Genomic DNA, 25,783 nt, shown 5'->3' with positions numbered 1-25,783 from the left:
GTCTGCCTCTTCCAGGCAGGCCTTTGAATCAGAGATGAAACAATGGGCAAGAATGTCGTAGTACTGGGCACGCAGTGGGGCGATGAAGGGAAGGGCAAGGTCGTTGATCTGCTCACGGAATCCGCCTCCGCTGTGGTGCGCTTTCAGGGCGGACACAACGCCGGTCATACACTGGTCATTGATGGCAAAAAGACCATCCTGCGCCTGATTCCCTCAGGTATCCTGCGTCCGGATGTGACCTGCGTCATCGGCAATGGCGTGGTGCTTTCCCCTGAAGCGCTGCTCAGCGAGATGGCAGAGCTTGAAGAGAGCGGCGTGCCGGTACGTGAAAGGCTGCGCCTGTCACCGGCCTGTCCACTGATTCTGCCTTATCACGTTGCCCTCGATGTGGCGCGAGAAAAGGCGCGTGGTGTGGCCAAGATCGGCACCACCGGTCGCGGTATCGGACCGGCCTACGAAGACAAGGTTGCCCGTCGCGGACTGCGGCTCGGCGATATCCTGCATCGCGAGCGTTTTGCCAGCAAGCTGGGAGAGGTGCTCGATTACCATAACTTCGTGCTGACCCGCTATCACGGCGAGCCTGCGGTGGATTTCCAGGAAGTACTGGATCAGGCCATGGCCATGGCCGAAGAACTGCGCCCGATGATCTGCGACACGGTCTCCTTTGTGCATAACCTGCGAAAGCAGGACAAGAACATCATGTTCGAAGGTGCCCAGGGATCGCTTCTTGATATCGATCATGGCACCTACCCGTTCGTGACCAGTTCCAACACCACGGCTGGTGGTACCGCCACCGGCTCCGGCGTCGGGCCGCTTTATCTTGATTATGTGCTGGGCATTACCAAGGCCTACACCACACGTGTGGGTTCCGGCCCGTTTCCCACTGAGCTGTTTGACGAGTTCGGGCGTCATCTGGCCGAGCACGGGCATGAATTTGGCTCCAATACCGGTCGTGCCCGTCGCTGTGGCTGGTTTGATGCCGTGGCCCTGCGCCATGCCGTGCAGATCAACTCGATCTCCGGTCTGTGCCTGACCAAGCTGGACGTGCTGGATGGACTTGAAAACATTCGTGTCTGCGTAGGTTATCGCACCAAGGATGGCGAGCTGATCGACAATCTGGTGGACAGCGAAGGCTACGAGGCGATCAATCCGGAATATCACGATCTGCCGGGCTGGCGTGAATCCACGGTCGGTGCACGCTCGCTGGATGATTTGCCTGACAATGCCCGGGCCTATATCAGTTTTCTGGAAGAACAGATCGGCACGCCCATCGATATCATCTCGACAGGGCCGGATCGCGTGGAAACCATCGTTTTGCGCAATCCCTTCGATAGCTGAGCCGTGACAGGCATTGCCTTCAGATCCCTGATGATTCATCAGGGATTTTTAGTGTCTGAAAGGAGCGCCGAGGGCTTTAGAGCCTGACGCTATCATGCTGATTGGCAAGGAAGTGGGTTCACACCGTCCATAATGAGGACTAAAATAGTCCGCAATAAGTCAGGCAAGAGGCCGACATGCTGAAGCTGTCGAAAATGAGCGATTATGGAGCGGTAGTGATGGCGCAGATTTCACGTCATCCCGACTGCTCGCATGCTGCTGCCGATATTGCCGATCGCGTTGGACTGCCTCGACCCACCGTCAGCAAGACACTAAAGCTTTTATTGCGTGCCGGGCTTTTAACATCGCAGCGGGGCGTCAACGGTGGTTATCGTCTGTCCCGCTCGGCCAATGCAATCACGGTACGCGATATCATTACCGCCATCGACGGTCCGGTGGCCATGACTGAATGCAGCCATGGCCATGGAGACTGTGACCTGATGTCCAGCTGCGGGGTGGCCAGTAACTGGCAGCGCGTATCGCTGGCCGTACGCCAGCTGCTTGATAGTGTGACGCTGGCCGATCTGGCGCACGATGCGCCGATCAAATTACCCGTACAGCTGCCCATACAGAGTGTGGCACTCGGTGAGGCGCGTGGGATCTGACGGACCGCAGACGATACAACACGACGGCTCCGACCAACGACCGATGAGACGAACAGTACCCGTTTGAGGGGAGAGGATCATGGCTACCGAAGCAATGGAGCAGCTTGCTCGTCGCGAGTACAAGCAAGGGTTTGTGACCGATATCGAAAGCGATACGGTGCCGCCCGGACTCGACGAAAGCGTTATCGCCTTTATTTCGCAGAAAAAGGGCGAACCCCAGTGGATGCTGGACTGGCGTCTTGAGGCCTATCATCAATGGCTCAAGATGACCTCGCCTTCCTGGGCACACCTTGATTACCCGCCGATCGATTATCAGGCCATCTCGTACTTCAGTGCGCCCAAGAAGCCGGAAGATCGTCCCCAGAGTCTGGATGAAGTTGATCCCAAGCTTCTGGAAACCTACGAAAAGCTGGGTATTCCGCTGCACGAGCGAGCAGCGCTGGCAGGTGTGGCCGTAGACGCCGTCTTTGATTCGGTGTCAGTGACCACAACCTTCAGGGAAAAGCTGGCTGAAGCCGGCGTCATTTTCTGCTCGATCTCCGAAGCCATTCGCGAATATCCCGAGCTTGTCCGCCAGTATCTGGGCACGGTCGTGCCGCAGGGTGACAACTATTTTGCGGCGCTCAATTCGGCAGTCTTCACCGACGGCTCGTTTGTCTACATTCCGGAAGGCGTTACCTGCCCGATGGAGCTGTCGACCTATTTCCGCATCAATGCTGCCAACACCGGCCAGTTCGAACGCACGCTGATCATTTGTGACAAGCGCGCGCAGGTCTCCTATCTGGAAGGTTGTACCGCGCCGCAGCGTGACGAAAACCAGCTGCACGCCGCAGTAGTAGAGCTTGTGGCACTGGAAGATGCCTATATCAAGTACTCTACCGTGCAGAACTGGTACCCGGGCGATGAAGACGGCAAGGGCGGCATCTACAACTTCGTCACCAAGCGTGGTGACTGCCGTGGTGATCGTTCGCGCATCAGCTGGACCCAGGTCGAAACCGGTTCTGCCATTACCTGGAAGTATCCCTCCTGTCTGCTGCGTGGTAACGAGAGCAAGGGCGAGTTCTATTCCGTGGCGGTTACCAACGGGCGTCAGCAGGCCGATACCGGCACCAAGATGATCCATATCGGCAAGAATACCTCGTCCACGATCGTCTCCAAGGGTATCGCGGCCGGCAAAAGCAATCAGTCCTATCGTGGTCTGGTGAAGGTTTCACCGCGTGCGACCGGCTCGCGCAACTTTACCCAGTGTGATTCGCTGCTGATCGGTGACAAGTGCGGCGCGCATACCTTTCCCTATCAGGAAATCGGTAACAGCCGCTCTACCATCGAGCACGAAGCGACCACTTCGAAAATCGGTGACGACCAGCTCTTTTATTGCAAAAGCCGCGGCATTTCCGAAGAGGATGCGGTCAGCATGATCGTCAACGGCTTCTGCAAGGACGTTTTCCAGGAACTGCCGATGGAGTTTGCCGTGGAAGCCGAGGCGCTGCTGAGCGTCACGCTTGAAGGGTCGGTCGGCTAATAACAGTTGAGACGAGCGGTCATGCCGGCCGTTCGTACTGGCAATTTTCGTGTAGCCGCCCGGCGGCGCATCATTACAGAATCAGGGTTACAACATGCTCGAGATCAAGGATCTTCACGCGACGGTAGAAGGCAACGAAATCCTCAAGGGAATCACGTTGTCCATCAAGCCCGGTGAAGTACACGCCATCATGGGTCCCAACGGTGCCGGAAAGTCGACACTGTCGGCCGTACTGGCCGGTCGTGATGGCTATGAGGTCACTCAGGGCACCATCACGTTTGATGGCAAGGATCTCATGGAAATGGAAGTTGAAGAGCGTGCGCAGGCAGGCCTTCTGATGGGCTTTCAGTATCCGGTCGAGATTCCGGGGGTCAAGAACATCTATCTGCTCAAGTCGGCGCTCAACGCGCAGCGTGCCGCGCACGGGCTTGACGAGATACCGGCACCCGAATTCATGAAGCTGATCAAGGAAAAGATCGCCTTCATGAAGATGGACTCAAGCTTTCTGCATCGCGCCGTTAACGAAGGGTTTTCGGGCGGTGAGAAAAAGCGTAACGAAATCCTGCAGATGCTGGTGCTGCAGCCGAAGCTGGCCCTGCTTGATGAGATCGACTCCGGTCTTGATATCGACGCTATGAAAGTCGTGGCCGAAGGTGTCAATTCCCTGCGTGACGAAAACCGCGCCATTTTGATGGTGACGCACTATCAGCGCCTGCTTGATCACATCACACCGGATCATGTCCACGTGCTGATTGATGGCCGTATCGCCAAGTCCGGCGATCGTCATCTGGCCGAAGAACTTGAAGCGCGCGGTTATGAATGGGTTATCGAGGAGCCGGCCGCATGAGTCTGCCTGAAACACTTGTGAAGCGCCTGCATGAAGCGCCTGTCGGTGAGCCCGAGTGGCTCGCCGAGAAGCGCCGTGCCGGAGCGTCGCACCTTGAAACGGTCGGCTTTCCCACGCGTCGTGATGAGGCGTGGAAATACACCGACATGTCTCGCTTCTCCAGTCTCGAGTTTGGTCAGGCCGACAGTGCAGAGCTCGACCAAACCCGCCTTGATGCGCTCAAGCTGGATATCGATGCCTGCCGGCTGGTGTTTGTTGACGGTCTTTTCAATGCCGAGCTGTCCGACCCTGCGCCGAGCGCCGGGGTGACCGTGACTCCCTTGTCTCAGACGCTGACAGGGGATCAGCATGGCCTCAGCGAACAGCTGGGACAGCTCACCGGCATTGATTTCTCGGCCTTCACGGCGCTGAACACGGCGCTGACCACAGAAGGTGTGGTCGTGAACATCGGCAAGGGGCAGGCCATCGAGACGCCGATTTATCTGCTGTTCGTCTCGCGCAACAACGCAAGCCCGGTCATGAGCCATCCGCGTATTCTGGTGCACTGCGAGGCCGAAAGCGAAGCCACGCTGATCGAGCATTATGTGGGCGAGCAGGGCGCTGCCAACCTGACCAATGTCGTCACCGAAATCCAGATGTCACCGGCGTCCAGGCTTTCGCACTACAAGCTTCAGGAAGCGAGCCAGAGTGAGTATCACGTGGCCAGCATCCAGGTGGATCAGCGTCGAGATACGAATTTCACCTCTCACAACCTGAACCTGGGTGGTGCGGTGGTGCGTAACGATATCGTTACCGATCTCAATGATGAAAACGCCACGGTGGACCTGCTGGGGCTGTTCTTCGGTCAGGACCGACAGCACATCGATAACCACACCAAGGTCAATCACAACGCGCCGCGCACGTATTCCAACGAGAACTACAAGGGTATTCTCGATGGCCGAGCCCGGGGTGTCTTCAATGGCCGTGTGTATATCAAGCGCGATGCTCAGCAGGTGCTGGGGTATCAGAGCAACGCCAACCTGCTGCTCTCCGATCGTGCCGAGATCGATACCAAGCCCGAACTCGAGATTTACGCAGATGATGTACAGTGCTCTCACGGTACGACCACCGGTCAGCTCGATGAGAACGCCATTTTCGCCCTGCGTGCCCGAGGCATCGACGAGCAGATGGCCCGTGGGCTTTTGACGCTGGCCTTTGCCAACGAAGTCATGGAGCGCATTCGCCATGGCGAGCTGACCGATCGTGTTGAACGTGCGGTAGCGGGCAAGCTGCCTGACCGCTTCAATCTCGAAAGCCTGGTAGAAGATACTTCGCTATGAGCATGACCGACGAACTCACGCTGGATGTCCAGGCTCTGCGCGCGGAATTTCCCGTGCTGAGCCGCAAGGTTCATGGGGACAAGGCGCTGGTCTATTTCGATAATGCCGCCACGACCCAGACCCCAAAAGCCGTGCTGGATACCTGGGTGGATTATTTTGAGCGCTACAACGCCAATATCCATCGCGGACTGCACCGTCTGGCTGATGAAGCCACTCAGGCCTATGAGCATAGCCGGGATACCGTGCGTGAGTTTGTCAATGCCGAGGATGTTCGCGAGATCATCTTCACGCGCGGTACTACGGAAGCCATCAATCTGGTCGCCCAGAGCTGGGGACGCAGCCAGCTCGTCGAGGGTGACGAGATTTTGATTTCGCGTCTGGAGCATCATTCCAACATTGTGCCTTGGCAGATGCTGGCGCAGGAGAAGGGGCTGACCATCCGGGTCATTCCGGTGGATGAGCGTGGTGAGCTGGATCTGGCGGCCTATCGTGAGCTCTTCACGCCGAGAACCCGTCTTGTGTGTGTGTCGCATGTTTCCAATGCGCTGGGCACGGTCAACCCCATTACACAGATGGCACACATTGCGCATGAGCATGATGCGCGCATTCTGGTCGACGGCGCCCAGGCTGTCGCGCATACGCGGGTCGATGTGCAGGCGCTCGATGCCGACTTCTATGCCTTCTCGGGACACAAGCTTTACGGGCCGACCGGTGTCGGCGTGCTCTATGGCCGTCTGTCCCTGCTGGAAGCGATGCCGCCCTGGCAGGGCGGTGGTGAAATGATCAAGACCGTCAGCCTTGAAGAGGGCACGCGCTTTGCCGAGCCGCCGCATCGATTCGAGGCCGGAACGCCGGCGATTGCCGAGGTCATCGCACTGGAGCGCGCCATTCGCTGGGTGACCAATCTTCACTTTGAGCTTCTGGAAGACTGGGAGCAGCGTCTGCTAAAGCATGCCACCGAGCGTATGAAAGGCATTGAAGGTATGCGCATCATTGGCGAGGCACAGCACAAGGCAGCGGTGATCTCCTTTGTGGTGGAAGGCGCCCATTCTCAGGATATCGGCCTTCTGGTTGACCAGTTCGGCGTGGCCATACGCACCGGTCACCACTGCGCACAGCCGCTGATGCATCACTACGGGCTTGATGCCACCTGCCGCGCATCGTTTGCTGCCTACAATACGCTTGAAGAGGTCGACTACTTTGTCGATGCCCTTCAGCGTGTCGTGAACATGGTGCGGGATTGAGCATGGCCAGAGAGAATTATTGATGAGTGCAATCACATCCCTTCAAAAGGGCCACCAGTTACCGCTGCAGCGCAGTGTCGAGGCGATTTCGATTCCCTTTGGCAAGCCGGTCTGGCTCGATGAGGATGAAACGGTTCAGGTCATGCAGGCGCTTGGCACATCGGTGTCGGTGTTGCACAAGGGCAACATGTTTTTGATCGAAGGCTTTAATCTGGACGCCTTCGGGATGGAGCCCATGGAGAGGCCCCATCTTCCTGATGGCGCTACCGATGAAGAGCTGGAAGCTTTTGTCTGGGCGCAGCTTCATACCTGTTTTGATCCGGAAATTCCGGTCGATATTGTTGAGCTGGGCCTGGTATATGGTTGCAGGATCACGACGTTGATCGACGGGCAGAAAATGGCGCAGATCAAAATGACGCTAACAGCCCCGGGTTGTGGCATGGGAGAAGTGATAGCCGAAGATGCCAAACACAAAATTCTGGGTGCCGAGCAGATCAATCGCGTTAACGTCGAGCTGGTCTTTGACCCGCCGTGGTCGCGCGAGATGATGAGCGATGAGGCAAGGCTTGCGCTCAACATGTTTTGAAGGCTTGAAAGCCCGATATTCAGCGCCCCGAGAGCTCAGGCTTCGGGGCGCTTTTGCTGGGGTATTGCTCGCTCGCAAGTGGTCGCTTAAGCTGGCCGGCGGTCTGTTCTGGTGATTGCCTGGCGAATGAATAAATACATGGCAGGATTGCTCAAGGGCATGGCAATCGCGGGTGCCATGGCATTGGTGCTGCTCGTTATAGTCACGATAAGTGCCAATTACTGGGTATGGCGAAAGACCCATGCCAGCATCACGCTTGAAAGCGAGCAGTGCGCTCATGAGCCGGTAGGGCTGGTCTTTGGGACGTCCTACGGATTACGTGGCGGTGGTGAGAACCCTTGGTATCGGGCTCGGCTGGACCTGGCGGCAAGTCTCTGGAAGTCGGGGCAGGTGGATCATCTGCTGATCTCCGGTGATAACCATACGCGTTACTACAATGAGCCTGTGCGCATGTGGCGTGACCTTCGTCAGGCGCAGATACCAGATGCTGCCATGACGCTTGATTACGCCGGTTTCAGTACCTTCGATACGCTGGCGCGCAGTCGGGATGTGTTTGGCGTGTCAAAAGTGACGCTCATCTCTCAGCGCTGGCATCTGCCTCGCGCGCTTTTCATTGCCCGATATCTTGGTCTTGAAGCCAGAGGGTGTGCCACCCGTGGGCGCACGATATTCGAGGATCGCTGGATGTGGGCAAGGGAAATTCTGGCACGCGTGCAGGTCATCGCCGACCTTTATCTCCTCGACCGTCATCCCTATTTTCTGGGGCCGAGCATCGTTTTGCCTACCAGTGCTCAGGCCCCCGGTAATATCATCCCGGTGTATCAGCGCGTGCCCATGCCCGCTCCTGTAGAGCATGCCCTGAGAAATCTAAGGATACGACTTGATGCGCCGAGTGCTTCGAAACCGGCGCCGCCGTGGCGCGTGATCCGATGAAACGAGACTGCCTGACCGGTCAATGCCTGCGCGAGAATCAGCGTTTTTTCTGATGCTGATACTGATGCAATACGCGGATGGTGGCGCGGCAGTTTTTCCATAGCCGCTCCATGACAGGCTCGATTTCTTCCGGCAGGGCATGGGTCATCATGGTGGAAAGCGCCTGCATGATGATGCGCTCCTGCTCGAGCAGTTCGTTGACCAGGACATGTTCATTGTTGACCACAAAGCTCTTGAGCCGACTCCAGAGCCAGAGATAGTCATCGCGCTCGACGTCGGCATCTCGAGGAAGTAGATCTAGGTGCCGCTTGGCCTGCTGCTGTAGCAGACGCATGTCCTGGCGACGTTCTTCAAAACAGGGAGACAATGCCTCACGCATGTCGTTGCGCAGGCGGGCGACATTATCCTGATAGTAGTCAAGGCTATCGGCCAGAGCCTCGAGCAGGCCATCCATCGCCGCCTGGCGATTGTCGAGAAACATGAGGGGCTATCTCCACTGATGCCAGAAGAATTGTGGGGGAAGGAAGGTATTGAAATTCTAACGTGCTGGAAGGATTTGTGACATCCATCAGCCAGGATTTATTAGAGGAAAATCCTGCTGATGGTGTCCTGTTATCCAGTCGAGTTGCGAGCTCTTCCCCTGTCAGCCCTTGGGACGCGGCGGGGCCTTGGTCACCGGGGCTGCATTTCGTGCAATATGCTCGATGATGATACCGGCAACATCCTTGCCCGTACTGGTTTCAATGCCCTGGAGGCCGGGCGAGGAATTGACCTCCATGATCACCGGCCCGTGATTGGAACGCAGCAGGTCGACGCCTGCCACCTGAAGTCCCATGGCCTTGGCAGCGCGAATGGCAGTAGAGCGCTCTTCCGGGGTAATTCGGATGCTGCTGGCGCTGCCACCCCGATGCAGATTGGAGCGGAATTCCCCCTCGGCCGCCTGGCGTTTCATGGCCGCGACCACCTTGTCGCCCACGACAAAGCAGCGAAGGTCTGCGCCGCGCGCTTCCTTGATGTATTCCTGCACCATGATATTGGCATTGAGCCCCATGAAAGCCTGAATGACGCTCTCTGCGGCCTGCTGGGTTTCAGCCAGTACTACACCGATCCCCTGTGTACCTTCCAGAAGCTTGATGACCAGCGGCGCGCCCTTGACCATCTTGATCAGGTCGGGGATGTCATCGGGAGAGTGGGCAAAACCGGTAATCGGCAATCCCAGACCCTTGCGAGACAGGAGTTGCAGCGAGCGCAGCTTGTCTCGCGACCGGGTAATCCCGACCGAGTCGTTGAGGACATAAGTGCCCATCATCTCGAACTGACGCAGAACTGCCGTGCCATAAAAGGTCACCGAGGCGCCGATACGAGGGATGACGGCATCAAAGGGTTCAAGCTGCTCGCCCCGATAATGAATCGTCGGATGATGAGAAGCGATGTTCATATAGCAACGAAGGGTGTCGATCACGCGTACCGTATGTCCACGTTGCTCGGCGGCCTCGATCAGTCGCCTTGTGGAATAGAGGTTGCGATTGCGGGATAACAGGGCGATATGCATGAAGAGGTCCTTTTGAGCCGTGCTCAGGGTTTGCCATGCAGAAAGGCAGTGCCAGGGGCCACCAGAACCCTTTTCATGGCACGACGCCCCAGCAGCATGGGATGTTTCATGGCAGCGCGGTCTACCAGAGTCAGATCCAGCTCCTGGGTCAATTCTCCCAGTTGCATGGTGGTTCGAATAACATATCGCCAGCTGGCATGACCATTGGAGCTTCTGACCTTGCGCCGATCACTCAGCGGGAGAGTAAAACGACTGTCATTTTGTGTACTTTCGCCGCTCCAGGTATCAAAGCTGATCCACCACTCGCCCTGCTGCTCGAAGGCATGAATGTTGCGAGCATGCAGGGCAGAGGTTCTGGCACCGGTATCGATCTTGCAGGCCAGTCGCAGATCAAGCTCCGGTAGAGCCACCATCTCTCGGCGGCCCACGATGGCTCTTGGTTTATAAGGTAGCTCATCCATGCTTTTCTCTCTGTATCGCGTCAATCTGCTGCCACAGGGTAGAGCCGGGGCTTGCCTGCTTCATGGCCATGATCATGGGCAGCCGAAGACGCGGGATTCGGGTAAGGTCCTTGATCAGAACCCTGAAATCATGCGTCGAAAGCTGCGACATATTGACAAGATAGTCGATGCTGCGCTGTTCATGCTCAAGATGGTGCCAGCCACGTGCGGCAATGGTAGCCAGCGCCGTAGTCTCCATCGAGTGCTCCAGCAGGGTTTCCAGCCATCGACCTGCCTGATCGAGCGGGCTGGCCAGAATCGCGCTCATGAGTGCCTGCAGGCAAGGATGATCCGCAGCCGTTGCCTGATGCCTTGATACCATGGCGTCAAGCAGGGAAGGCTGCTGTACTGGCGCATGCGCAAGACAGTCACACAGGGCGACAAGCGCCGGGCTGGAGAGTTTCTCCAGCCGGCTGGCCAGATGCCTCTCGTCCTCATCCGTTCGGCGCACCACCAGATCAGCGATGCCCTGAAGACCCAGGTCCTGCCACGCCGGTGTTGGCTCATCACCTAAATAGTAGGCTCGGGCGTCGTCATGAAAACGGCTGGCCGGGCGTTCAAGATCATGAGCAATGCGCGCATGCAAAAGCGCTTTGGTGAGTTCACCGGGCTGCAGGGCAATGGCAACCTCCTTGAGGGTTTCTGCGGCGCTGTCCAGCGCCAGGCTGCCATCCGGCTGGCGCTTGAAGGCGCTCATCAACTGCTCGAGAAATCCATCGCGCAAGGCCGGTACCAGCATGGACTGCTCGTCCAGCGGCAGCGCCAGACACCAGATGATGGGGTCATCTGCAGGGGCAGGCGTAAAGACCAGGGCCACCTGTGCCTGCGATTGCCAGGGCTGGGACCAGGCGATTTCCTGTCTTTCAAAGGCTCCGAAGTGTTCAAGGGAGCAGGGCACGACGCGCCGGCCGAGATGATAGATTTGAAGCGTGATGTCGGCGTGACTGAAAAGATCAACAAGTGTGGGCGTTAACATCAGGGTATTTCCAGAAGGATTCATATCGGCGCGGCCGCGCAATGTATCGTGTTGATGATTGGTGCGCCAGTCCCGCACTGTGCAAAAAATAAACAAATCCCTGCAGCCAGCGAGTCAACAGGGGCTGGCAAAACTATCCCGATCTTATCCACACGTTCATTCAGTCAATCTGTGCAAAAAGATGACCGGACAATGACAGGCCCATGTCAGCTGCTCGTCATTTTATTCATCGTTTTGCGCCCGCATAATGGTCGGTATTCCATTTTATCGAGCAGGAACCCTCATGACCCAATATGAATCACTGGATGTCGCACTGACACGTCTTGAAGCTGCCATGCGTGCAGGAGACCTCTGGAAAAGTCAGACCCAGCCTGAGCCGTCAGCCTTTGACAGTGAGCAACCTTTCAACGCCGACACCATGTCGATGGGTCAATGGCTGCGCTATGTGCTGATTCCCCGACTGCGCAGTCTCATGGACGGCAGGCACCCGCTGCCGGACAATGCCAATATCGCTCCGGCAGCTGAAGTCTATCTGCAGGAAAACCGGTCCAGCGTTCGACTGCCCATTCTGGAAGCACTTCGCGATGTGGATAACGTGCTCGTCAAAGGTAAACTGCGACCACAGGAGAGTGAATGAGCGGCGAATTTCATGATCAGGATGTTGAAATACTTCATTATTTTGCCTATGGCAGCAACATGAATGCCGATCGGATGCAGGCGCGCGTCGGGGAGACCCGGCGCAGGATGTCTGGACTTCTTGAAGGCTGGCAGCTCTATTTTGACAAGGCCTCCCGGGTCGATGGCGTCGCGCATGCCAATGTCAGGAAGGAGGCTGGAGGGCAGGTCGAAGGCGTTTTATATGAGTTGAACCACCCTGGTCAGATCAGGGACATGGACCCCTTTGAAGGTCATCCTGCAGAGTACTGCCGACAGGTGGAAAGGATTGATACCCCTGATGGACCGCGATTTGCCTGGGTTTATGTGGCTTTGCCGGAAAAAACGGCGCCCGGGCGATTGCCGGCACGTGAATATCTGGGACACCTTCTTGAAGGCAGAGACTTTCTAAGCCAAACCTATCTTGAGCGCCTGAGGACCCAGCACTGTATTGAAAGTCTTGGTGATGAGGCACTGCTGTCGCTGGGAATTTCTCGAACCACGCCAGGGTAATTGAAACCTGCAATGAAAAAGGCCACCCATAAGGGTGGCCTTTTGTATTCTGCAGCAACTTGTGCAGAACCTGTCATATCCGGCGATTAGAAGCGGAAGGAGACGCCGCCGCCTACGGTCAGCGGATCGATGTCGCGATCGCCGCCATCGGTGTAGTCAGCCTTCAGATCGGTGTACTGGACGAAGCCGTTGAGTGCCCAGTTATCAGTGATCAGAAGGTCAGTACCTACCTGAGCTGTCGGTGCCCACTGACGCTTTTCAAAGGTGTCAGCGCCGCCATTGAGGCTTGAATCGTTGAAGGTAACGTAGCTGGCGCCCAGACCTGCATAAGGCTGAACGCGTGAGTCGGTGCCGCCCAACGGGTAGTACTGCGCCATGATGTTGTACTGCTTCATCTTGAAGCTATCGCCGTTGTTACCGTCATAGTCGTTGCTGTTGCTGCCGCTAAGTTCAACCCCCAGCTTGTCAAACGGCATGACACCGATGGCACCGTTCCAGGTGTTTTCGTCATTGAAGCCGCCGCTGGCGGTGATGTCGGATTTAACAACATCGGCGCGGGCGTAGACATCACCCTGACCATAAGCCATGGCAGACTGAGCGGCGAAAACGCTGGTGCCTACCAGAACAGAAGCTGCGAAGAGTTTGTTCAGAGTCATGATCTTCTCCTTGCTCGAAATGAATAGGTTCATATCGATGGGGTTGTAGTTGGAAAACGCTGTTTCCTAATGCTTGATGCAAACTATAGAGAACACTGTTTTGTTTGTCACGTTATTTTTTTACAGTGTTTTTTATTGTTTTGATAATCGAAAGCTATGAAGCGATACAAGAGTTATACAGGAAAGCCGGTTCCCGGATCATTCTGTCGGGATCAAAGCCAGCTTGATAACGTCACAACACTAAAGTAGTCAGCGTCGTCCTGACGCTCAAACTCACGGCTGCGTTTAAGTGTTGTCAGGCTCAAGTTGTAGCTACCCCAGGTGATGGCGCCGCCAAGTTCCAGATCACCTACCCACTGACGTTTGTCGACACTGTGGCTGTTTTCAAACGTGTTGCCATCCAGCAGCATGTTACGTGCCACGAAACGGCCCTGTGCGTTGCCAAAGACGTACCAGTTAAAGCTGCGGTCACGCGAAAACATCATGTTGGAAGAAGAGTAGGGCGCTGCACTCGGTGTGGTGTACTGATTGTCCAGCTGGCGTCCGAGACGGATCCCCAGCCCTGCAGAGGCATAGTCGTAGAGGTTGCCTAAAGTAAGGCCGATATTGGGGCCATATTCCATGGACAGATCGCCCAGACTATCGCGATACCACCAGCTCCGCTGCATGGCAAGGGTGACGGTGGGTTCATTGTTGAGCTGATGATGCCATCCCTTTGGATCATCACTGTCGACCAGATGATGAAAGTTCTTCTGCACCGCCTTTGCACCAGATCCCGGGCCAACCAGGCCGATATCCAGAGAGAAGGCATCGTTGATGCGCCACTGTGGGCTCAGGTTGTGGCGGTAAAGGGAGACGCCGCCATAGAGATAGCCTGCATAAGGGCGGTCATCGGTGATCAGTTCATCACGTCTGGTATTTCTGGGGGTATAGATCTGCTGGCCAAAGCGATAGGAGGCGGCATCAACGTCATCGGCACTCCAGCCCGGAATCCAGCCCGCCACTGTGCGTGTCCAGTGATTGTCGTGCGGCTTGAAGGTCCAGCTTCCTTCAAGCCCGCTGGTATAGTGGCCGTCATCGCTGCGTGCACTGAAGAAGTCATTGGCAAGCTTGAGGGTCAAAACGCCATCTGCCATGGCAGAAGCGGAGAAAAGCAGGGTACTGCCTGCCAGTATCGCGCGACCGATCATGAGAAAAGTTCCCGTTTTTTATGAGGCTATTTTCATTAACAGGCTTACTTTAGCTGATGATGACAGACTGTGCCCGGTCAATTCTTCAGGCGTTAAAAAACCGCCACAAAGGCGGTTTTTAAAACGTTGAAAACAAGCAAAGCGCTTATTCGGGCGCGATGCTCATGCTGTTGCCCGAACCGATAAGTCTGACGCGCTGGCCGGGCTGATAGGGGGTGTCAGCCTTTTGCACCACCACAATGTCCTGACCGCTGTCAGTGCGGACCTGAATTTCATAGGCGCTGACCTGATTGACACGGTCTTCAACCTTGCTGCCGGCAATGGCGCCACCAATGCCACCTACTGCCGTTGTCAGGACACGCCCGGAGCCACCACCGAACTGGTTGCCCAAAAGGCCGCCCAGAACGGCACCGCCGATCCCGCCAAGCCCGGAGTTGTTTTCGTTACCCGCCTGAATGGTCACGGGACGTACACCGGTGACCGTGCCATAGGTGACGTTGCGTGCCGTTTTGGCCTGGTTGCCGGTGTAAGTATTACCGGAGTAGATGTCGCTGTTGGCGCACCCGCCAAGGGTCAGAATGCCAACGGCTGCAACAGCAAGATAACGCTTCATGGATTACTCCTGCGCCGGCTTTTTGAGCCGACGGGCTGTTTGTTCTGGAACACTGTTTGACAATGGAATCCGGTACAGGTTTCCATCCGGTCTGCATGCAGCAACACTGTAGCCTGCGAATATGGCAACTGCCAGCGTCACCCTTCTGGCTCAGGCAAGCGCCAGCGTCATGTCACGATGTGGGATGCCCGCATCCATATACACCGCTCCATGCGCCACAAAGCCCAGCTGTTCGTAGAATCCGGTGGCATGAGTCTGGGCGCTGAGCGCGCACTCGGTGAAGTGTTTCGCTCTGGCATGTTCAATCACGTGATGCATCAGCCTTGCGCCCAGTCCAAGACCACGATGAGTTGTGAGGATGGCGACACGTCCGATATGGCCATCGGGGAGGAGCCTTGCGGTACCGCAGGGTATCTGGCCATCCACGATGAGAAAGTGAGTGCACACCGCGTCCAGTGCGTCCAGCTCCTCGCTTTCATCAACGCTTTGCTCCTGGATGAAAACGAGACGTCGGATATGGCTACAGGGTTCACTCAACGTTGCCCAATCGCCAGTTTCGATTGTGATCTCATCACCCGGCATGGTCAGTCGTCCGCAAACTCGTCGTCATCATCCAGATCCTCATCTTCATCTACCCAGCGAAGACTGCCGCGATTGAGCAGCGTCGCAAGCAGAGCGCCAGCACCTTCCAGCGATAGTATCTCCTGATCCAGAAGCCTGGCGCCGGTCAGGCGCCTTGCCAGTGCAGAGCTGCATTCGTGACCGTCACCATCGACAAAGAGCGTGGCGCGTTCCTCCTGTGGGTGCCAGGCCAGCCGCGAACCGGGGGACGGTTCAAGCAGGTCGCCTTCTTCCAGTGCGCGGGTCACCGTGTCTTCGCTGGCCGGGGTCATGGGGGGCATCAGCTGATCGGGATATTTCACCTGAGTCATGATGCGTCCGAACCATTGTGCCATCTGCTCGGGGTTATCCAGCGCGGCCAGCATCTGCTTGCGCACGCGGGTCAGGGTGACGTCGTTGATCAGGGCGCTGTCATCGGACGCTTCCAGGTCCGGGTCTTGATAGCGCGATGACTCTTCAAGCTGTTCACCGAGGTAATCCGCCCAGGACGTCACCATTTCATCCATGGACGGCGCCCGAAAGCCGACCGAGAAGGTCATGCAGTCTTCGCTCTGACTGATGCCATGATGGGCCACTCGCGGCGGCAGATACAGCATGTCGCCGGGCTCGAGCACCCAGTCCTGATCGTTGGTCACCTGGAAGTCGGCAAGAATGCGCAGATCGATGCCATCAATGATGGGGGCATCGTCTGGCATGACATCACCGAGCTGCCAGCGGCGCTGACCACTGGCCTGCAGAAGAAACACGTCGTAGTTGTCAACGTGTGCGCCAACGTTGCCACCCGGCGGGGCAAAGCTTGCCATGATGTCATCCAGTCGCCAGCGCGGGATAAAGGTGAAGTGCTCGAGCAGTTCGGCCACATCCGGCACATAGTGATCCACGGCCTGAACCAGCAGGGACCAGTCGCGGCGTCCAAGGCGGGAGAAGGTCTCGTCATCGAACGGGCCGTGCGAGACCTGCCATGCCTTGTCCGGCCCTTCCAGCTCGACCAGACGCGCCTCGACGTTGTCTTCACAGGCAAGGCCCGCCAGCTCGTCCGGCTCCAGCGGCGACTGGAAATCCGGAAAGGCGCCCCGGATCAACAGCGGTTTTTTCTGCCAGTAATCGCGCAGGAAGGTTTCGGCTGACATGCCTCCCAGAGGGAGGCGTGTGTGATCGGTCATGAGAGATCCCTGCTGTTGGATGCGCTTCAGGTACGTGTAATGTCGTGTGCCTGCTCGGCCGCGTTCCCGGTATAGCTCGCCGGTGTCATGGCCTTGAGTCTTGTCTTGACGTCTTCCGGCAGCGCCAGCGTATCGATGAACTGTGCAAAGCCCTGCTGGTCGATCTGACGGCCGCGCGTCAGCGCCTTTAGCTTTTCGTAGGGCTTTTCGATACCGTAGCGACGCATGACGGTCTGTACCGGCTCGGCCAGCACTTCCCAGCTTTGATCAAGGTCGGCGTCCAGTCGTGTCGGATTGCTTTCCAGCTTGCTGATGCCCTTGAGCGTGGCCTGATAGGCGATCAGGCCATGAGCCAGCCCCACCCCCAGGTTACGCAGCACGGTAGAATCGGTCAGGTCGCGCTGCCAGCGCGAGATGGGCAGCTTCTGCGCCAGGTGCCCAAGAATGGCGTTGGCCAGCCCAAGATTGCCCTCCGAGTTTTCAAAGTCGATTGGGTTGACCTTGTGTGGCATGGTCGAGGAGCCGATCTCGCCTTCCACGGTGCGCTGCTTGAAATAGCCCAGCGAGATGTAGCCCCAGACATCGCGATCAAAGTCGATCAGGATCGTATTGAAGCGGCAGACACTGTCAAAGAACTCGGCAATGTAGTCGTGCGGCTCGATCTGCGTGGTGTAGGGATTGAAGCTCAGTCCCAGACGCTCGATGAAGACGCGCGCGTTCTCGGCCCAATCGATTTCGGGATAGGCGGCCAGGTGGGCGTTGTAATTGCCGACCGCACCATTGATCTTGCCGAGCATCTCGATGGATTCGATCTGCTTGAGCTGGCGACGCAGGCGATAGACCACGTTGGCCATTTCCTTTCCCAGCGTGGTGGGGCTGGCGGTCTGGCCGTGCGTGCGCGACAGCATGGGCTGCTCGGCGTGCGCCTGCGACAGGGTGGTGACGGCTTCGACAATCTCGCGCATGGTCGGCAGCAGAACGTTGTCGAGTCCGGCGCGCAGCATCAGGGCGTGGGACAGGTTATTGATGTCTTCGCTGGTGCAGGCAAAGTGCACAAACTCGCTGATGGCCTCAAGCTCGGCGTGACCCTCGAACTTCTCCTTGAGAAAGTATTCGATCGCCTTGACGTCGTGATTGGTAGTGCGCTCGATGGTCTTGACGCGCTCGGCCTCTTCAACGGAAAAGTCCTTGATCAACCGATCCAGAAACTGTCGTGCCTCATCCGATAACGGCGGGACTTCCTCGATCTGCTCGTGTTCGGCCAGACGTTCCAGCCAGCGCACCTCGACAATGACACGGGCGCGAATCAGGCCGTATTCACTGAAATGTTCACGCAGTGCCATCGTCTTGCTGCCGTAGCGGCCATCAACAGGAGAGAGAGCGGTCAGTGCAGAAAGTTCCATCGTGATTCCCGGGCCTTTGCCCAATCGTTGTGAAATGAAAAGGGCAGCCCGGGGGAGAGCTGCCCGAAAAGCCATTAGCCGTCGAGCGATTTAAGCGCGCGTCGAATGCCGCTGCGCCCGGCGACCAGTTTCCAGCGTCGGCCACCCTGCTGGTGCCAGAGCAGCGCAAAACGCACACCGGACAGCAAAATTGCTCTGACACGCTCCGGCATTTGCCGACTCTGCAGCAGGGAGGGGTCACCCTGTACCACAATGCGATATCGAAAGGTGGACAGGGTCTCCTGGTAGAGTTCACCCAGGCTTGCGATCACGTTCTCGTGCAACTCGCCAAAATGCTCGGCCTGGCCCTGGATTTGCCCAAGACGCTGCCCCAGCGTGTTCATCATCTCGTTGTTCTTGCGCAGGCGATGCATGAGCAGAATCAGGGAGAAGCCGTAGCGCATGACATTGGGGGAAACCTGCTGGCGCGTGAGGACACTCTCCAGTGCCTCGATACCCGGACGCAGATTGTTGATCTGGCCGCCATAGATATCCTCGAACGAGGCGGGGTCGGTATCCAGCGTGGCTCTGATCAGCGTCGACCAGGCCCGTTCATTGGTATGTCCCGTACGAGCGAGTTCATCAACCACGGTCGCGGCCTGGAATACGCCGGCCAGTGCCAGTGCCTGGCGCGCTTCACTGTTCATGCTGCACTCTCCAGTGCCTGACGAAATGTCGTGGCAATCACCGCACCGCCCAGGCAAACGTTGCCCTGGTAGAGGACTGCGGACTGCCCCGGGGTGACGGCGCGCTGGGGTTCGTCAAAGATCAGGGTAACGCTTTGATCCTCGTTGACGACGACCCGGCAGGGCTGATCGCTCTGGCGATAGCGAATCTTGGCGCTGGCGTGGAAATCCTTCGTTGCAGGCGCTTCACCGATCCAGTGCATGGCTTCGGTGGTCAGCGACTGTCGATAGAGCAGGTCATGATGCTTGCCCTGTACCGCAATCAGTACGTTGCGTTCAAGATCCTTGTCAGCCACATACCAGGGGGCTTCCGGATAGCCATTGATGCCACCGATGCCCAGCCCCTGGCGCTGCCCCAGGGTGTAATACATCAGCCCCATGTGTTCGCCGATATCCTCGCCTTCAGGGGTCTGAATGCGCCCTGACTGGGCCGGTAGGTACTGGCGCAGAAAATCGGCAAAGCGACGTTCGCCGATAAAGCAGATGCCGGTGGAATCCTTCTTGCGTGCTGTCGCCAGACCGTGTTGTTCAGCGATGGCTCGCACTTCGGACTTTTCCATTTCCCCGATCGGAAACAGGGTGCGGCTGAGCGCCTGTTCGCTGACGGCGTGCAGGAAATAGCTCTGATCCTTGTTGGCATCGATGCCCTTGCACAGCAGGGTGCGACCGTCACGATCCTCGCGCCGAACGTAGTGGCCGGTGGCGATCAGGTCAGCGCCCAGCATGGCGGCATAGTCGAGAAAGACCTTGAACTTGATCTCGCGGTTGCAAAGGATGTCCGGATTGGGCGTTCGACCGACACGGTATTCCTCGAGAAAATGCTCGAAGACGTTGTCCCAGTATTCGGCGGCAAAATTGGCCGTGTGCAGGCGGATGCCCAGGCGATCACACACGGCCTGCGCATCGGCCAGATCGGCTTTCGCCGTGCAGTACTCGGTACCGTCGTCCTCATCCCAGTTCTTCATGAAAAGACCTTCCACGTGATAGCCCTGCTCAAGCAGCAAAAGCGCCGTCACGGAAGAATCCACACCGCCGGACATGCCTACGATGACTCTTGAAAGCGTGGAAGAGGAGACTGTGTTGTTGACAGGGGAAGTCATGGCGTACCCGTCGTAAGAAATCATTTGGCCGACATTATACGTCAGCGGCCCCCTGCCTTGACAGGCGAGAGTCAACGAGCCTGGCACGATGCCTGTCCTGAAATCTCATGAGGCAGTATCAGGGTGATCGAGATCCCGGATCAGGGTCAGCGGATAGAGACGGTCTTCGAGGGCATCATGAATGCGTCTGAGCACCAGGGGGCTTCTGAGTCGTCCTTGACACTCCAGCGCTTGAATGTCGGTCAGCGAGTACCAGTCAGCCCGTATGATGCCGTCATCGAGTGTCTCATTGGTCCGTCGCACCGGGCGTGCCAGAAAGGTATGGCTGTGATAGACCACACCGTTGGGTGCGGTATTGATGTAAAGGCCCATATAGCCCTCGAGCGCGATCTCCCAGCCGCTCTCTTCAAGCGTTTCCCGGTGAACAGCATCGATCAGGGATTCATCGGCCTCGAGATGACCGGCCGGCTGATTGAAGACGGTTACTGTCGCGTCCGGTCGGAGACGGTTGCGCTCCTCAACCAGCAAATAACGTTCACGGTCGGTCACCACGGCAGCCACCGTGACGTGAGGAAGGAATCGGTTCATCGCGGTTTCCTGCGTGATCGGTCGCGCGAGGGGCGTGTGTTTGCTGACGACGTAGTGCGCGGCATGTGAATGGTCTCACGCCGCCATTCACCCGGCGAAAGCGTACCCAGTGTCCATTGACCGATGGCCGTGCGGATCAGTCTCAGGGTGGGGTGGCCCACGTGTGCCGTCATGCGGCGTACCTGCCGATTGCGACCTTCGGTGATTGATATCTCGAGCCATGTGTCAACAATATTGGCACGATGACGCACCGGCGGTTCTCGTCGGTGAACCTGTGGTGAGGTGACGCGACGTACGCGGGCCGGGCGCGTTGGCCCATCCTTGAGCATCACCCCCCTGGAAAGGGCCTTGATGGCATTGTCATCAGGTTGACCTTCTACCAGTACAAGATAGGTCTTGGGCTGTTTATGATCAGGATGGGTGATTCGGTGGGCCAGCATGCCGTCATCGGTCAGCAGCAGTAACCCCTCGCTGTCATAATCCAGCCGGCCTGCCGGATAGATGTCCGGAACATTGATCCAGTGGGAAAGCGTGTCACGGCCCTGCGGGTCGGTGAACTGGGTCAGTACCTGAAAAGGCTTGTGAAAGAGATAAAGTGTGCTCATAAGTCTGGTCTGATTGTCGACAACCTCTACGCAGTGGCGGGTCCTTGATGCTACATTAGGCGACTCATCTCGGGACAGAATCTTTCGTCCTCATCACGTCGGAGTACCTCACCCCATGTCCAGCGGCAATATCAGCATTCCTGACAGTGGCCATATGATTACGGTCAACAACGATCAAACGCTGTCGGTACCGGATCATCCCATCATTCCCTTCATTGAGGGCGACGGAATCGGTGCAGACATCACGCCGGCCATGAAAAAGGTGGTGGATGCCGCCGTCAAAAACGCTTATGGCGGACACCGTCAGATTCAGTGGATGGAGGTGTATGCCGGTGAAAAGGCAACGCGTGTTTATGGTGAAGGTACCTGGCTACCCCAGGAAACGCTCGACGCCGTCAGGGATTATGTGGTCTCCATCAAGGGGCCGTTGACCACGCCGGTCGGCGGTGGCATGCGCTCACTGAACGTGACACTTCGCCAGACGCTGGATCTTTATGTCTGTGAGCGCCCGGTACGCTGGTTCAAGGGGGTGCCCAGTCCGGTACGCCAGCCGCAGAATGTCGATATGGTGATTTTCAGGGAAAATGCCGAAGACATTTATGCCGGTATTGAATGGCAGGCAGGGACGGCCGAAAACCAGAAGGTCATCCGGTTTTTGCGCGAAGAGATGCAGGTCGACAATATTCGCTTTACCGATCAGTGTGGAATCGGCATCAAGCCCGTCTCGGAAGAGGGCAGCAAGCGACTGGTGCGCAAGGCGCTTCACTACGCCATCGAAAATGGTCGGGAATCGGTGACGCTGGTGCACAAGGGCAACATCATGAAGTTCACCGAGGGCGCCTTCAAGCAGTGGGGCTATGACGTGGCACGTGACGAGTTCGGGGCAACGCCGCTCGATGGCGGACCGTGGCTTTCCATGGAAAACCCGCTCGATGGCAGTACGATCGTGATCAAGGATGTCATCGCTGATGCCATGCTTCAGGAAGTCCTGATTCATCCCGAGCAGTTTGATGTCATCGCCACGCTCAATCTCAACGGTGACTTTCTCTCCGATGCGCTGGCGGCTCAGGTAGGCGGTATCGGTATCGCACCCGGTGCCAACCGCGGTGACGCTGTAGCGATGTTCGAGGCCACTCACGGGACGGCCCCGAAGCTGGCTGGAAAGGATAGTGCCAACCCGGGGTCACTGATACTCTCGGCTGAAATGATGCTGCGCTATCTTGGCTGGGATGAAGCAGCGGCGTGCATCGTCAGCGCCATGGAAGCCACGATCGCCCACGGTGAGGTGACCGGAGATTTTCATCAGGTCATGTCCGAGGCGACGCTTTTAAGCACATCGGCCTTTGCCGATGCCGTGGTGCGCAACATGTCGGCCTGAGGATTTTCTTTAAGCGCCGGACGTCATGCAGGGCGGCTGAAGGGAGGATGGCTGCCTGCATGACACGCCTGATGATGTTTGACTCCCGTGCTACCCCCGGGCATGAGATACTGTTTTTATCGCCGCAGGCTTGCATCGTCGGCAGGGCAGCACCATCTTTATAGGGAACACTGAGTCGTATCAGCGCTCAAACTGTTAGCTCGATGAGTGCATTCAATCATCTTTCCGCTTGTTTTCATCGACCCGGGCACATATGTTCAAGATAGATAGTGAAGCACTTCACTACGATTTTCGTAATACGGTTACGCGTGCAGGCATGACACCTCCCGATTCCGATCCTGAGCATCAGGACCAGGGCGATGTGGCCGAGCAGACGAGTGATCCGAAACTTGAAGAACCTCCGATGTACAAGGTGGTCCTTCACAATGACGACTACACGCCCATGGAGTTTGTCGTCGAAGTACTGCAAACCTTTTTTGCCATGGATCACGAGAAGGCGGTACAGATCATGCTGGCCGTTCATACTCAGGGTAAGGCGACCTGTGGCATCTATACCCGTGATATTGCGGAAACCAGGAGCCAGCAGGTCAATCAATACGCTCGAGAATGCCAGCATCCACTGCTGTGCGACATCGACCGGGCAGACTGAGCTGTCTGCAGCGGCCAAGAGGGGACTGCCATGTTGAGCAAAGAACTTGAATTGACCCTGAACACCGCATTTACCGTGGCGCGTTCAAAGCGACACGAGTTCATGACTGTGGAGCATCTTCTGCTGGCATTGCTGGACAATGCTTCGGCTGCAGACGTTCTACGGGCTTGCGGAGCCAATCTCGACAAGCTTCGCACCGATTTACAGGATTTCATCAATACCACCACGCCGCTGATTCCCGAGGATCAGGATGATCGTGAAACCCAGCCAACTCTGGGCTTTCAGCGAGTACTCCAGCGCGCGGTTTTCCATGTTCAATCTTCCGGCAAGTCGGAAGTGACCGGTGCCAACGTGCTGGTGGCAATCTTCTCCGAGCAGGAAAGCCAGGCAGTCTATTTCCTCAAGCAGCAAAACGTGGCGCGCGTTGATGCGGTCAACTACATCGCTCACGGTATTGCCAAGGTGGCCGGACACAACCAGCAGCAGGGCCAGCACAACAGTGGCTCGGAATCGGAGGACGGTGAGGACGCTTCTGGTGATGCCTCATCGCATCCCCTGACCGGCTATGCGACCAATCTGAACGAGCAGGCGCGTATCGGGCGTATCGACCCTCTGGTCGGCCGTGATCATGAGCTTGAACGTGTAGTTCAGATTCTGGCGCGTCGTCGCAAGAACAATCCGCTACTGGTGGGCGAGGCGGGTGTCGGCAAGACAGCCATCGCAGAAGGTCTTGCCAAGCGCATCGTCGAAGAAGATGTGCCGGATGTCATCAGTGATGCCGTAGTGTACTCACTTGACATGGGTGCCCTGCTGGCAGGAACCAAATACCGTGGCGATTTTGAAAAACGCCTGAAGGGTCTGCTCGCCGAGCTCAAGAAAGAGCCCAACTCGATTCTATTCATCGACGAGATCCACACCATCATCGGTGCTGGTGCTGCCTCAGGCGGTGTCATGGATGCCTCCAACCTGCTCAAGCCCATGCTGTCTTCAGGTGAGCTGCGCTGCATCGGGTCCACGACCTTTCAGGAGTTTCGCGGCATCTTTGAAAAGGATCGCGCGCTGGCTCGTCGCTTCCAGAAGGTGGATGTACTGGAGCCGACGGTGGATGACGCCATCCGTATTTTGAAGGGGCTGCGTGGTCGCTTTGAAGAGCATCATCAGCTCAAGTACACCGATGCAGCGATGGAAGCTGCCGTACGTCTGGCATCACGCTATATCAATGACCGTTATCTGCCGGACAAGGCGATCGACGTCATTGATGAGGCCGGCGCGCATCAACGACTGCTACCGGTCGAGGCGCGTCTTTCGCAGATCGATGTCGAGCAGATCGAATCGATCGTGGCCTCCATCGCCCGCATTCCGCCCAAGAGCGTTTCCAGCTCGGATCGCAAGCTGCTGGCCGATCTGGATCGCAACCTCAAGATGCTGGTGTTTGGTCAGGATGAGGCCATCGATAGCCTGTCCTCGGCAATCAAACTGTCGCGTGCCGGGCTTGGCTCTCCGGACAAGCCGGTGGGTAATTTCCTGTTTGCCGGTCCGACCGGGGTGGGCAAAACCGAGGTGGCCCGTCAGCTGGCGCAGATCATGGGGATCGAGCTGGTACGCTTTGACATGTCCGAGTATATGGAGCGTCACACCGTGTCTCGATTGATCGGCGCGCCTCCGGGATATGTCGGCTACGATCAGGGTGGACTTCTGACCGAAGCCGTCACCAAGAACCCGCACTGTGTGCTGCTGCTTGATGAGATCGAAAAGGCGCATCCGGATGTCTTCAATCTGCTTTTGCAGGTCATGGATCATGGCAAGCTGACCGACAACAACGGTCGTGAAGCGGATTTCCGTAATGTGATTCTGGTCATGACGTCCAACGCCGGGGCAGAGCTGGCCTCGCGTCGCTCCATTGGCTTCCAGACTCAGGACCACACTACCGACGCCATGGAAACCATTCGCCGCACCTTCACGCCTGAATTCCGCAACCGTTTGGACAGCATCATTCAGTTCCGCCATCTGGACATGGAGATTGTACGAAGTGTCGTCGACAAGTTCCTGGTAGAGCTGCAGGCGCAATTGGACGAGAAGCGTGTTCAGCTTGACGTCGATGATGAGGCACGAAGCTGGCTTGCCGAACATGGGTACGATCCGCAAATGGGCGCGCGCCCCATGGCGCGTCTGATTCAGGAAAAGCTCAAGAAGCCTCTCGCCGAGATGATTCTGTTCGGCGATCTGGCGGACCATGGTGGCACGGTGCATGTCACACTGGAAAACGGAGAGCTTCAGCTGTCAGCGGCTGCCGAACAGGTGGCCTGATCGGCTGCCGGTCACTACTGACGCCCTGTCTTCGGACGGGGCGTTTTTTTATGCAGGTTACGAATGGCAGACAAGAGGCTGTGCCTCGGACAGCAGGTTGTCAGCCATTGGCAGGGCAGTCAGGGCGCTGACAGGCAGCGAAAAGACATGAGGAGGG

The 25,783-nt window shown here is 57.1% G+C and carries 27 protein-coding genes; 13 read left to right on the top strand and 14 right to left on the bottom strand.

Features of this window, described 5'->3' with window-relative positions; genetic code table 11:
• Nucleotides 1–42 precede the first annotated feature (42 nt).
• The 8 genes from B9G99_RS01060 (at nt 43) to B9G99_RS01025 (ending at nt 8,433) form a co-directional block, all read left to right on the top strand.
• Nucleotides 43–1,338, top strand: a complete 1,296-nt coding sequence (locus B9G99_RS01060; protein WP_086620358.1) for an adenylosuccinate synthase — start codon at nt 43–45, stop codon at nt 1,336–1,338.
• Between the two features lie 176 nt (nt 1,339–1,514).
• A complete protein-coding gene (locus B9G99_RS01055; protein ID WP_086620357.1) occupies nt 1,515–1,982 on the top strand; it encodes an SUF system Fe-S cluster assembly regulator in 468 nt (155 codons plus the stop codon).
• 79 nt (nt 1,983–2,061) lie between these two features.
• Nucleotides 2,062–3,504 (top strand): Fe-S cluster assembly protein SufB, encoded by a 1,443-nt coding sequence (gene sufB, locus B9G99_RS01050; protein ID WP_086620356.1) that lies wholly within the window; start codon nt 2,062–2,064, stop codon nt 3,502–3,504.
• A 94-nt stretch (nt 3,505–3,598) separates the two neighbouring features.
• The gene (sufC, locus tag B9G99_RS01045) at nt 3,599–4,351 is read left to right on the top strand and encodes a Fe-S cluster assembly ATPase SufC (RefSeq protein WP_086620355.1); all 753 of its coding nucleotides are present in this window, start codon (nt 3,599–3,601) and stop codon (nt 4,349–4,351) included.
• On the top strand, nt 4,348–5,670 hold the full coding sequence (gene sufD, locus B9G99_RS01040; protein ID WP_086620354.1) for a Fe-S cluster assembly protein SufD: 1,323 nt from the start codon (nt 4,348–4,350) through the stop codon (nt 5,668–5,670). The genes sufC and sufD overlap by 4 nt, the downstream gene beginning before the upstream one ends.
• Complete coding sequence (locus tag B9G99_RS01035) at nt 5,667–6,914, top strand: aminotransferase class V-fold PLP-dependent enzyme (RefSeq protein ID WP_086620353.1); 1,248 nt, start codon at nt 5,667–5,669, stop codon at nt 6,912–6,914. The genes sufD and B9G99_RS01035 overlap by 4 nt, the downstream gene beginning before the upstream one ends.
• Nucleotides 6,915–6,936: 22 nt before the next feature.
• A complete protein-coding gene (gene sufT, locus B9G99_RS01030) occupies nt 6,937–7,500 on the top strand; it encodes a putative Fe-S cluster assembly protein SufT (protein WP_086620352.1) in 564 nt (187 codons plus the stop codon).
• Between the two features lie 138 nt (nt 7,501–7,638).
• Nucleotides 7,639–8,433: a SanA/YdcF family protein gene (locus B9G99_RS01025; RefSeq protein WP_227875866.1), complete on the top strand. Its 795-nt coding sequence runs from the start codon at nt 7,639–7,641 to the stop codon at nt 8,431–8,433.
• Nucleotides 8,434–8,470: 37 nt separating this feature from the next.
• Here B9G99_RS01025 and B9G99_RS01020 read toward each other — a convergent pair whose 3' ends face one another.
• From B9G99_RS01020 to B9G99_RS01005, 4 genes are all read right to left on the bottom strand, one after another.
• The gene (locus B9G99_RS01020) at nt 8,471–8,914 is read right to left on the bottom strand and encodes a hypothetical protein (protein WP_086620351.1); all 444 of its coding nucleotides are present in this window, start codon (nt 8,912–8,914) and stop codon (nt 8,471–8,473) included.
• A 162-nt stretch (nt 8,915–9,076) separates the two neighbouring features.
• Nucleotides 9,077–9,985 carry a 30S ribosomal protein S6--L-glutamate ligase gene (gene rimK, locus B9G99_RS01015; RefSeq protein WP_086620350.1) on the bottom strand — a complete coding sequence of 303 codons (909 nt, stop codon included), beginning with the start codon at nt 9,983–9,985 and terminating at the stop codon, nt 9,077–9,079.
• Between the two features lie 23 nt (nt 9,986–10,008).
• Nucleotides 10,009–10,446 (bottom strand): ATP-dependent zinc protease family protein, encoded by a 438-nt coding sequence (locus tag B9G99_RS01010; RefSeq protein ID WP_086620349.1) that lies wholly within the window; start codon nt 10,444–10,446, stop codon nt 10,009–10,011.
• Nucleotides 10,439–11,461 carry a DUF3549 family protein gene (locus B9G99_RS01005; protein ID WP_158521416.1) on the bottom strand — a complete coding sequence of 341 codons (1,023 nt, stop codon included), beginning with the start codon at nt 11,459–11,461 and terminating at the stop codon, nt 10,439–10,441. The genes B9G99_RS01010 and B9G99_RS01005 overlap by 8 nt, the downstream gene beginning before the upstream one ends.
• 283 nt (nt 11,462–11,744) lie before the next feature.
• Here B9G99_RS01005 and B9G99_RS01000 point away from each other — a divergent pair, with 283 nt between their 5' ends.
• Together B9G99_RS01000 and B9G99_RS00995 are read left to right on the top strand one after the other, a co-directional pair.
• Entirely contained in the window at nt 11,745–12,098 is a 354-nt protein-coding gene (locus B9G99_RS01000) for a YqcC family protein (protein ID WP_158521415.1), read from the top strand.
• Nucleotides 12,095–12,628: a gamma-glutamylcyclotransferase family protein gene (locus B9G99_RS00995; protein ID WP_227875865.1), complete on the top strand. Its 534-nt coding sequence runs from the start codon at nt 12,095–12,097 to the stop codon at nt 12,626–12,628. Before B9G99_RS01000 ends, B9G99_RS00995 begins: the two co-directional genes overlap by 4 nt.
• 86 nt (nt 12,629–12,714) lie before the next feature.
• On the opposite strand, the gene B9G99_RS00990 is transcribed toward B9G99_RS00995, so the two are convergent.
• The 10 genes from B9G99_RS00990 to B9G99_RS00945 form a co-directional block, all read right to left on the bottom strand.
• Nucleotides 12,715–13,284 carry an OmpW/AlkL family protein gene (locus B9G99_RS00990; protein WP_158521414.1) on the bottom strand — a complete coding sequence of 190 codons (570 nt, stop codon included), beginning with the start codon at nt 13,282–13,284 and terminating at the stop codon, nt 12,715–12,717.
• Between the two features lie 212 nt (nt 13,285–13,496).
• Nucleotides 13,497–14,474, bottom strand: coding sequence for a lipid A deacylase LpxR family protein (locus B9G99_RS00985; RefSeq protein ID WP_086620345.1), 978 nt, complete (start codon nt 14,472–14,474; stop codon nt 13,497–13,499).
• A gap of 145 nt (nt 14,475–14,619) precedes the next feature.
• On the bottom strand, nt 14,620–15,087 hold the full coding sequence (locus B9G99_RS00980) for an outer membrane lipoprotein (protein WP_086620344.1): 468 nt from the start codon (nt 15,085–15,087) through the stop codon (nt 14,620–14,622).
• A 150-nt stretch (nt 15,088–15,237) separates the two neighbouring features.
• A complete protein-coding gene (locus tag B9G99_RS00975; protein ID WP_335617620.1) occupies nt 15,238–15,624 on the bottom strand; it encodes a GNAT family N-acetyltransferase in 387 nt (128 codons plus the stop codon).
• Nucleotides 15,625–15,671: 47 nt separating this feature from the next.
• A complete protein-coding gene (locus B9G99_RS00970) occupies nt 15,672–16,871 on the bottom strand; it encodes a cupin domain-containing protein (RefSeq protein ID WP_086620342.1) in 1,200 nt (399 codons plus the stop codon).
• Between the two features lie 26 nt (nt 16,872–16,897).
• On the bottom strand, nt 16,898–18,274 hold the full coding sequence (gene purB / locus B9G99_RS00965) for an adenylosuccinate lyase (protein ID WP_086620341.1): 1,377 nt from the start codon (nt 18,272–18,274) through the stop codon (nt 16,898–16,900).
• A gap of 74 nt (nt 18,275–18,348) precedes the next feature.
• Nucleotides 18,349–18,960 carry a high frequency lysogenization protein HflD gene (gene hflD, locus B9G99_RS00960; protein ID WP_086620340.1) on the bottom strand — a complete coding sequence of 204 codons (612 nt, stop codon included), beginning with the start codon at nt 18,958–18,960 and terminating at the stop codon, nt 18,349–18,351.
• On the bottom strand, nt 18,957–20,099 hold the full coding sequence (gene mnmA / locus B9G99_RS00955; protein WP_086623201.1) for a tRNA 2-thiouridine(34) synthase MnmA: 1,143 nt from the start codon (nt 20,097–20,099) through the stop codon (nt 18,957–18,959). The genes hflD and mnmA overlap by 4 nt, the downstream gene beginning before the upstream one ends.
• 105 nt (nt 20,100–20,204) lie before the next feature.
• Complete coding sequence (locus B9G99_RS00950) at nt 20,205–20,687, bottom strand: NUDIX domain-containing protein (RefSeq protein ID WP_086620339.1); 483 nt, start codon at nt 20,685–20,687, stop codon at nt 20,205–20,207.
• Nucleotides 20,684–21,292 carry a pseudouridine synthase gene (locus B9G99_RS00945; protein WP_086620338.1) on the bottom strand — a complete coding sequence of 203 codons (609 nt, stop codon included), beginning with the start codon at nt 21,290–21,292 and terminating at the stop codon, nt 20,684–20,686. Before B9G99_RS00945 ends, B9G99_RS00950 begins: the two co-directional genes overlap by 4 nt.
• Nucleotides 21,293–21,407: 115 nt before the next feature.
• On the opposite strand from B9G99_RS00945, the gene icd reads away from it, so the two are divergent.
• The 3 genes from icd (at nt 21,408) to clpA (ending at nt 25,626) form a co-directional block, all read left to right on the top strand.
• Nucleotides 21,408–22,670 (top strand): NADP-dependent isocitrate dehydrogenase, encoded by a 1,263-nt coding sequence (icd, locus tag B9G99_RS00940; protein ID WP_086620337.1) that lies wholly within the window; start codon nt 21,408–21,410, stop codon nt 22,668–22,670.
• A 316-nt stretch (nt 22,671–22,986) separates the two neighbouring features.
• Nucleotides 22,987–23,319: an ATP-dependent Clp protease adapter ClpS gene (clpS, locus tag B9G99_RS00935; RefSeq protein WP_227875864.1), complete on the top strand. Its 333-nt coding sequence runs from the start codon at nt 22,987–22,989 to the stop codon at nt 23,317–23,319.
• 30 nt (nt 23,320–23,349) lie between these two features.
• A complete protein-coding gene (gene clpA / locus B9G99_RS00930) occupies nt 23,350–25,626 on the top strand; it encodes an ATP-dependent Clp protease ATP-binding subunit ClpA (protein ID WP_086620335.1) in 2,277 nt (758 codons plus the stop codon).
• Nucleotides 25,627–25,783: the final 157 nt, after the last annotated feature.

This window comes from Kushneria konosiri, assembly GCF_002155145.1.
Lineage (GTDB): Bacteria > Pseudomonadota > Gammaproteobacteria > Pseudomonadales > Halomonadaceae > Kushneria > Kushneria konosiri.
The sequence above is the reverse complement of the archived record's forward strand: the minus strand, read 5'-3'. Positions and strand labels throughout refer to the sequence as shown.

Excerpts from the sequence above, each read along its gene's own strand:
- B9G99_RS01060 (WP_086620358.1), top strand. The coding sequence starts at position 43 with ATGGGCAAGAATGTCGTAGTACTGGGCACGCAGTGGGGCGATGAAGGG.
- B9G99_RS01055 (WP_086620357.1), top strand. The coding sequence starts at position 1,515 with ATGCTGAAGCTGTCGAAAATGAGCGATTATGGAGCGGTAGTGATGGCG.
- sufB (WP_086620356.1), top strand. The coding sequence starts at position 2,062 with ATGGCTACCGAAGCAATGGAGCAGCTTGCTCGTCGCGAGTACAAGCAA.
- sufC (WP_086620355.1), top strand. The coding sequence starts at position 3,599 with ATGCTCGAGATCAAGGATCTTCACGCGACGGTAGAAGGCAACGAAATC.
- sufD (WP_086620354.1), top strand. The coding sequence starts at position 4,348 with ATGAGTCTGCCTGAAACACTTGTGAAGCGCCTGCATGAAGCGCCTGTC.
- B9G99_RS01035 (WP_086620353.1), top strand. The coding sequence starts at position 5,667 with ATGAGCATGACCGACGAACTCACGCTGGATGTCCAGGCTCTGCGCGCG.
- sufT (WP_086620352.1), top strand. The coding sequence starts at position 6,937 with ATGAGTGCAATCACATCCCTTCAAAAGGGCCACCAGTTACCGCTGCAG.
- B9G99_RS01025 (WP_227875866.1), top strand. The coding sequence starts at position 7,639 with ATGGCAGGATTGCTCAAGGGCATGGCAATCGCGGGTGCCATGGCATTG.
- B9G99_RS01020 (WP_086620351.1), bottom strand. The coding sequence starts at position 8,914 with ATGTTTCTCGACAATCGCCAGGCGGCGATGGATGGCCTGCTCGAGGCT.
- rimK (WP_086620350.1), bottom strand. The coding sequence starts at position 9,985 with ATGCATATCGCCCTGTTATCCCGCAATCGCAACCTCTATTCCACAAGG.
- B9G99_RS01010 (WP_086620349.1), bottom strand. The coding sequence starts at position 10,446 with ATGGATGAGCTACCTTATAAACCAAGAGCCATCGTGGGCCGCCGAGAG.
- B9G99_RS01005 (WP_158521416.1), bottom strand. The coding sequence starts at position 11,461 with ATGTTAACGCCCACACTTGTTGATCTTTTCAGTCACGCCGACATCACG.
- B9G99_RS01000 (WP_158521415.1), top strand. The coding sequence starts at position 11,745 with ATGACCCAATATGAATCACTGGATGTCGCACTGACACGTCTTGAAGCT.
- B9G99_RS00995 (WP_227875865.1), top strand. The coding sequence starts at position 12,095 with ATGAGCGGCGAATTTCATGATCAGGATGTTGAAATACTTCATTATTTT.
- B9G99_RS00990 (WP_158521414.1), bottom strand. The coding sequence starts at position 13,284 with ATGACTCTGAACAAACTCTTCGCAGCTTCTGTTCTGGTAGGCACCAGC.
- B9G99_RS00985 (WP_086620345.1), bottom strand. The coding sequence starts at position 14,474 with ATGATCGGTCGCGCGATACTGGCAGGCAGTACCCTGCTTTTCTCCGCT.
- B9G99_RS00980 (WP_086620344.1), bottom strand. The coding sequence starts at position 15,087 with ATGAAGCGTTATCTTGCTGTTGCAGCCGTTGGCATTCTGACCCTTGGC.
- B9G99_RS00970 (WP_086620342.1), bottom strand. The coding sequence starts at position 16,871 with ATGACCGATCACACACGCCTCCCTCTGGGAGGCATGTCAGCCGAAACC.
- purB (WP_086620341.1), bottom strand. The coding sequence starts at position 18,274 with ATGGAACTTTCTGCACTGACCGCTCTCTCTCCTGTTGATGGCCGCTAC.
- hflD (WP_086620340.1), bottom strand. The coding sequence starts at position 18,960 with ATGAACAGTGAAGCGCGCCAGGCACTGGCACTGGCCGGCGTATTCCAG.
- mnmA (WP_086623201.1), bottom strand. The coding sequence starts at position 20,099 with ATGACTTCCCCTGTCAACAACACAGTCTCCTCTTCCACGCTTTCAAGA.
- B9G99_RS00950 (WP_086620339.1), bottom strand. The coding sequence starts at position 20,687 with ATGAACCGATTCCTTCCTCACGTCACGGTGGCTGCCGTGGTGACCGAC.
- B9G99_RS00945 (WP_086620338.1), bottom strand. The coding sequence starts at position 21,292 with ATGAGCACACTTTATCTCTTTCACAAGCCTTTTCAGGTACTGACCCAG.
- icd (WP_086620337.1), top strand. The coding sequence starts at position 21,408 with ATGTCCAGCGGCAATATCAGCATTCCTGACAGTGGCCATATGATTACG.
- clpS (WP_227875864.1), top strand. The coding sequence starts at position 22,987 with ATGACACCTCCCGATTCCGATCCTGAGCATCAGGACCAGGGCGATGTG.
- clpA (WP_086620335.1), top strand. The coding sequence starts at position 23,350 with ATGTTGAGCAAAGAACTTGAATTGACCCTGAACACCGCATTTACCGTG.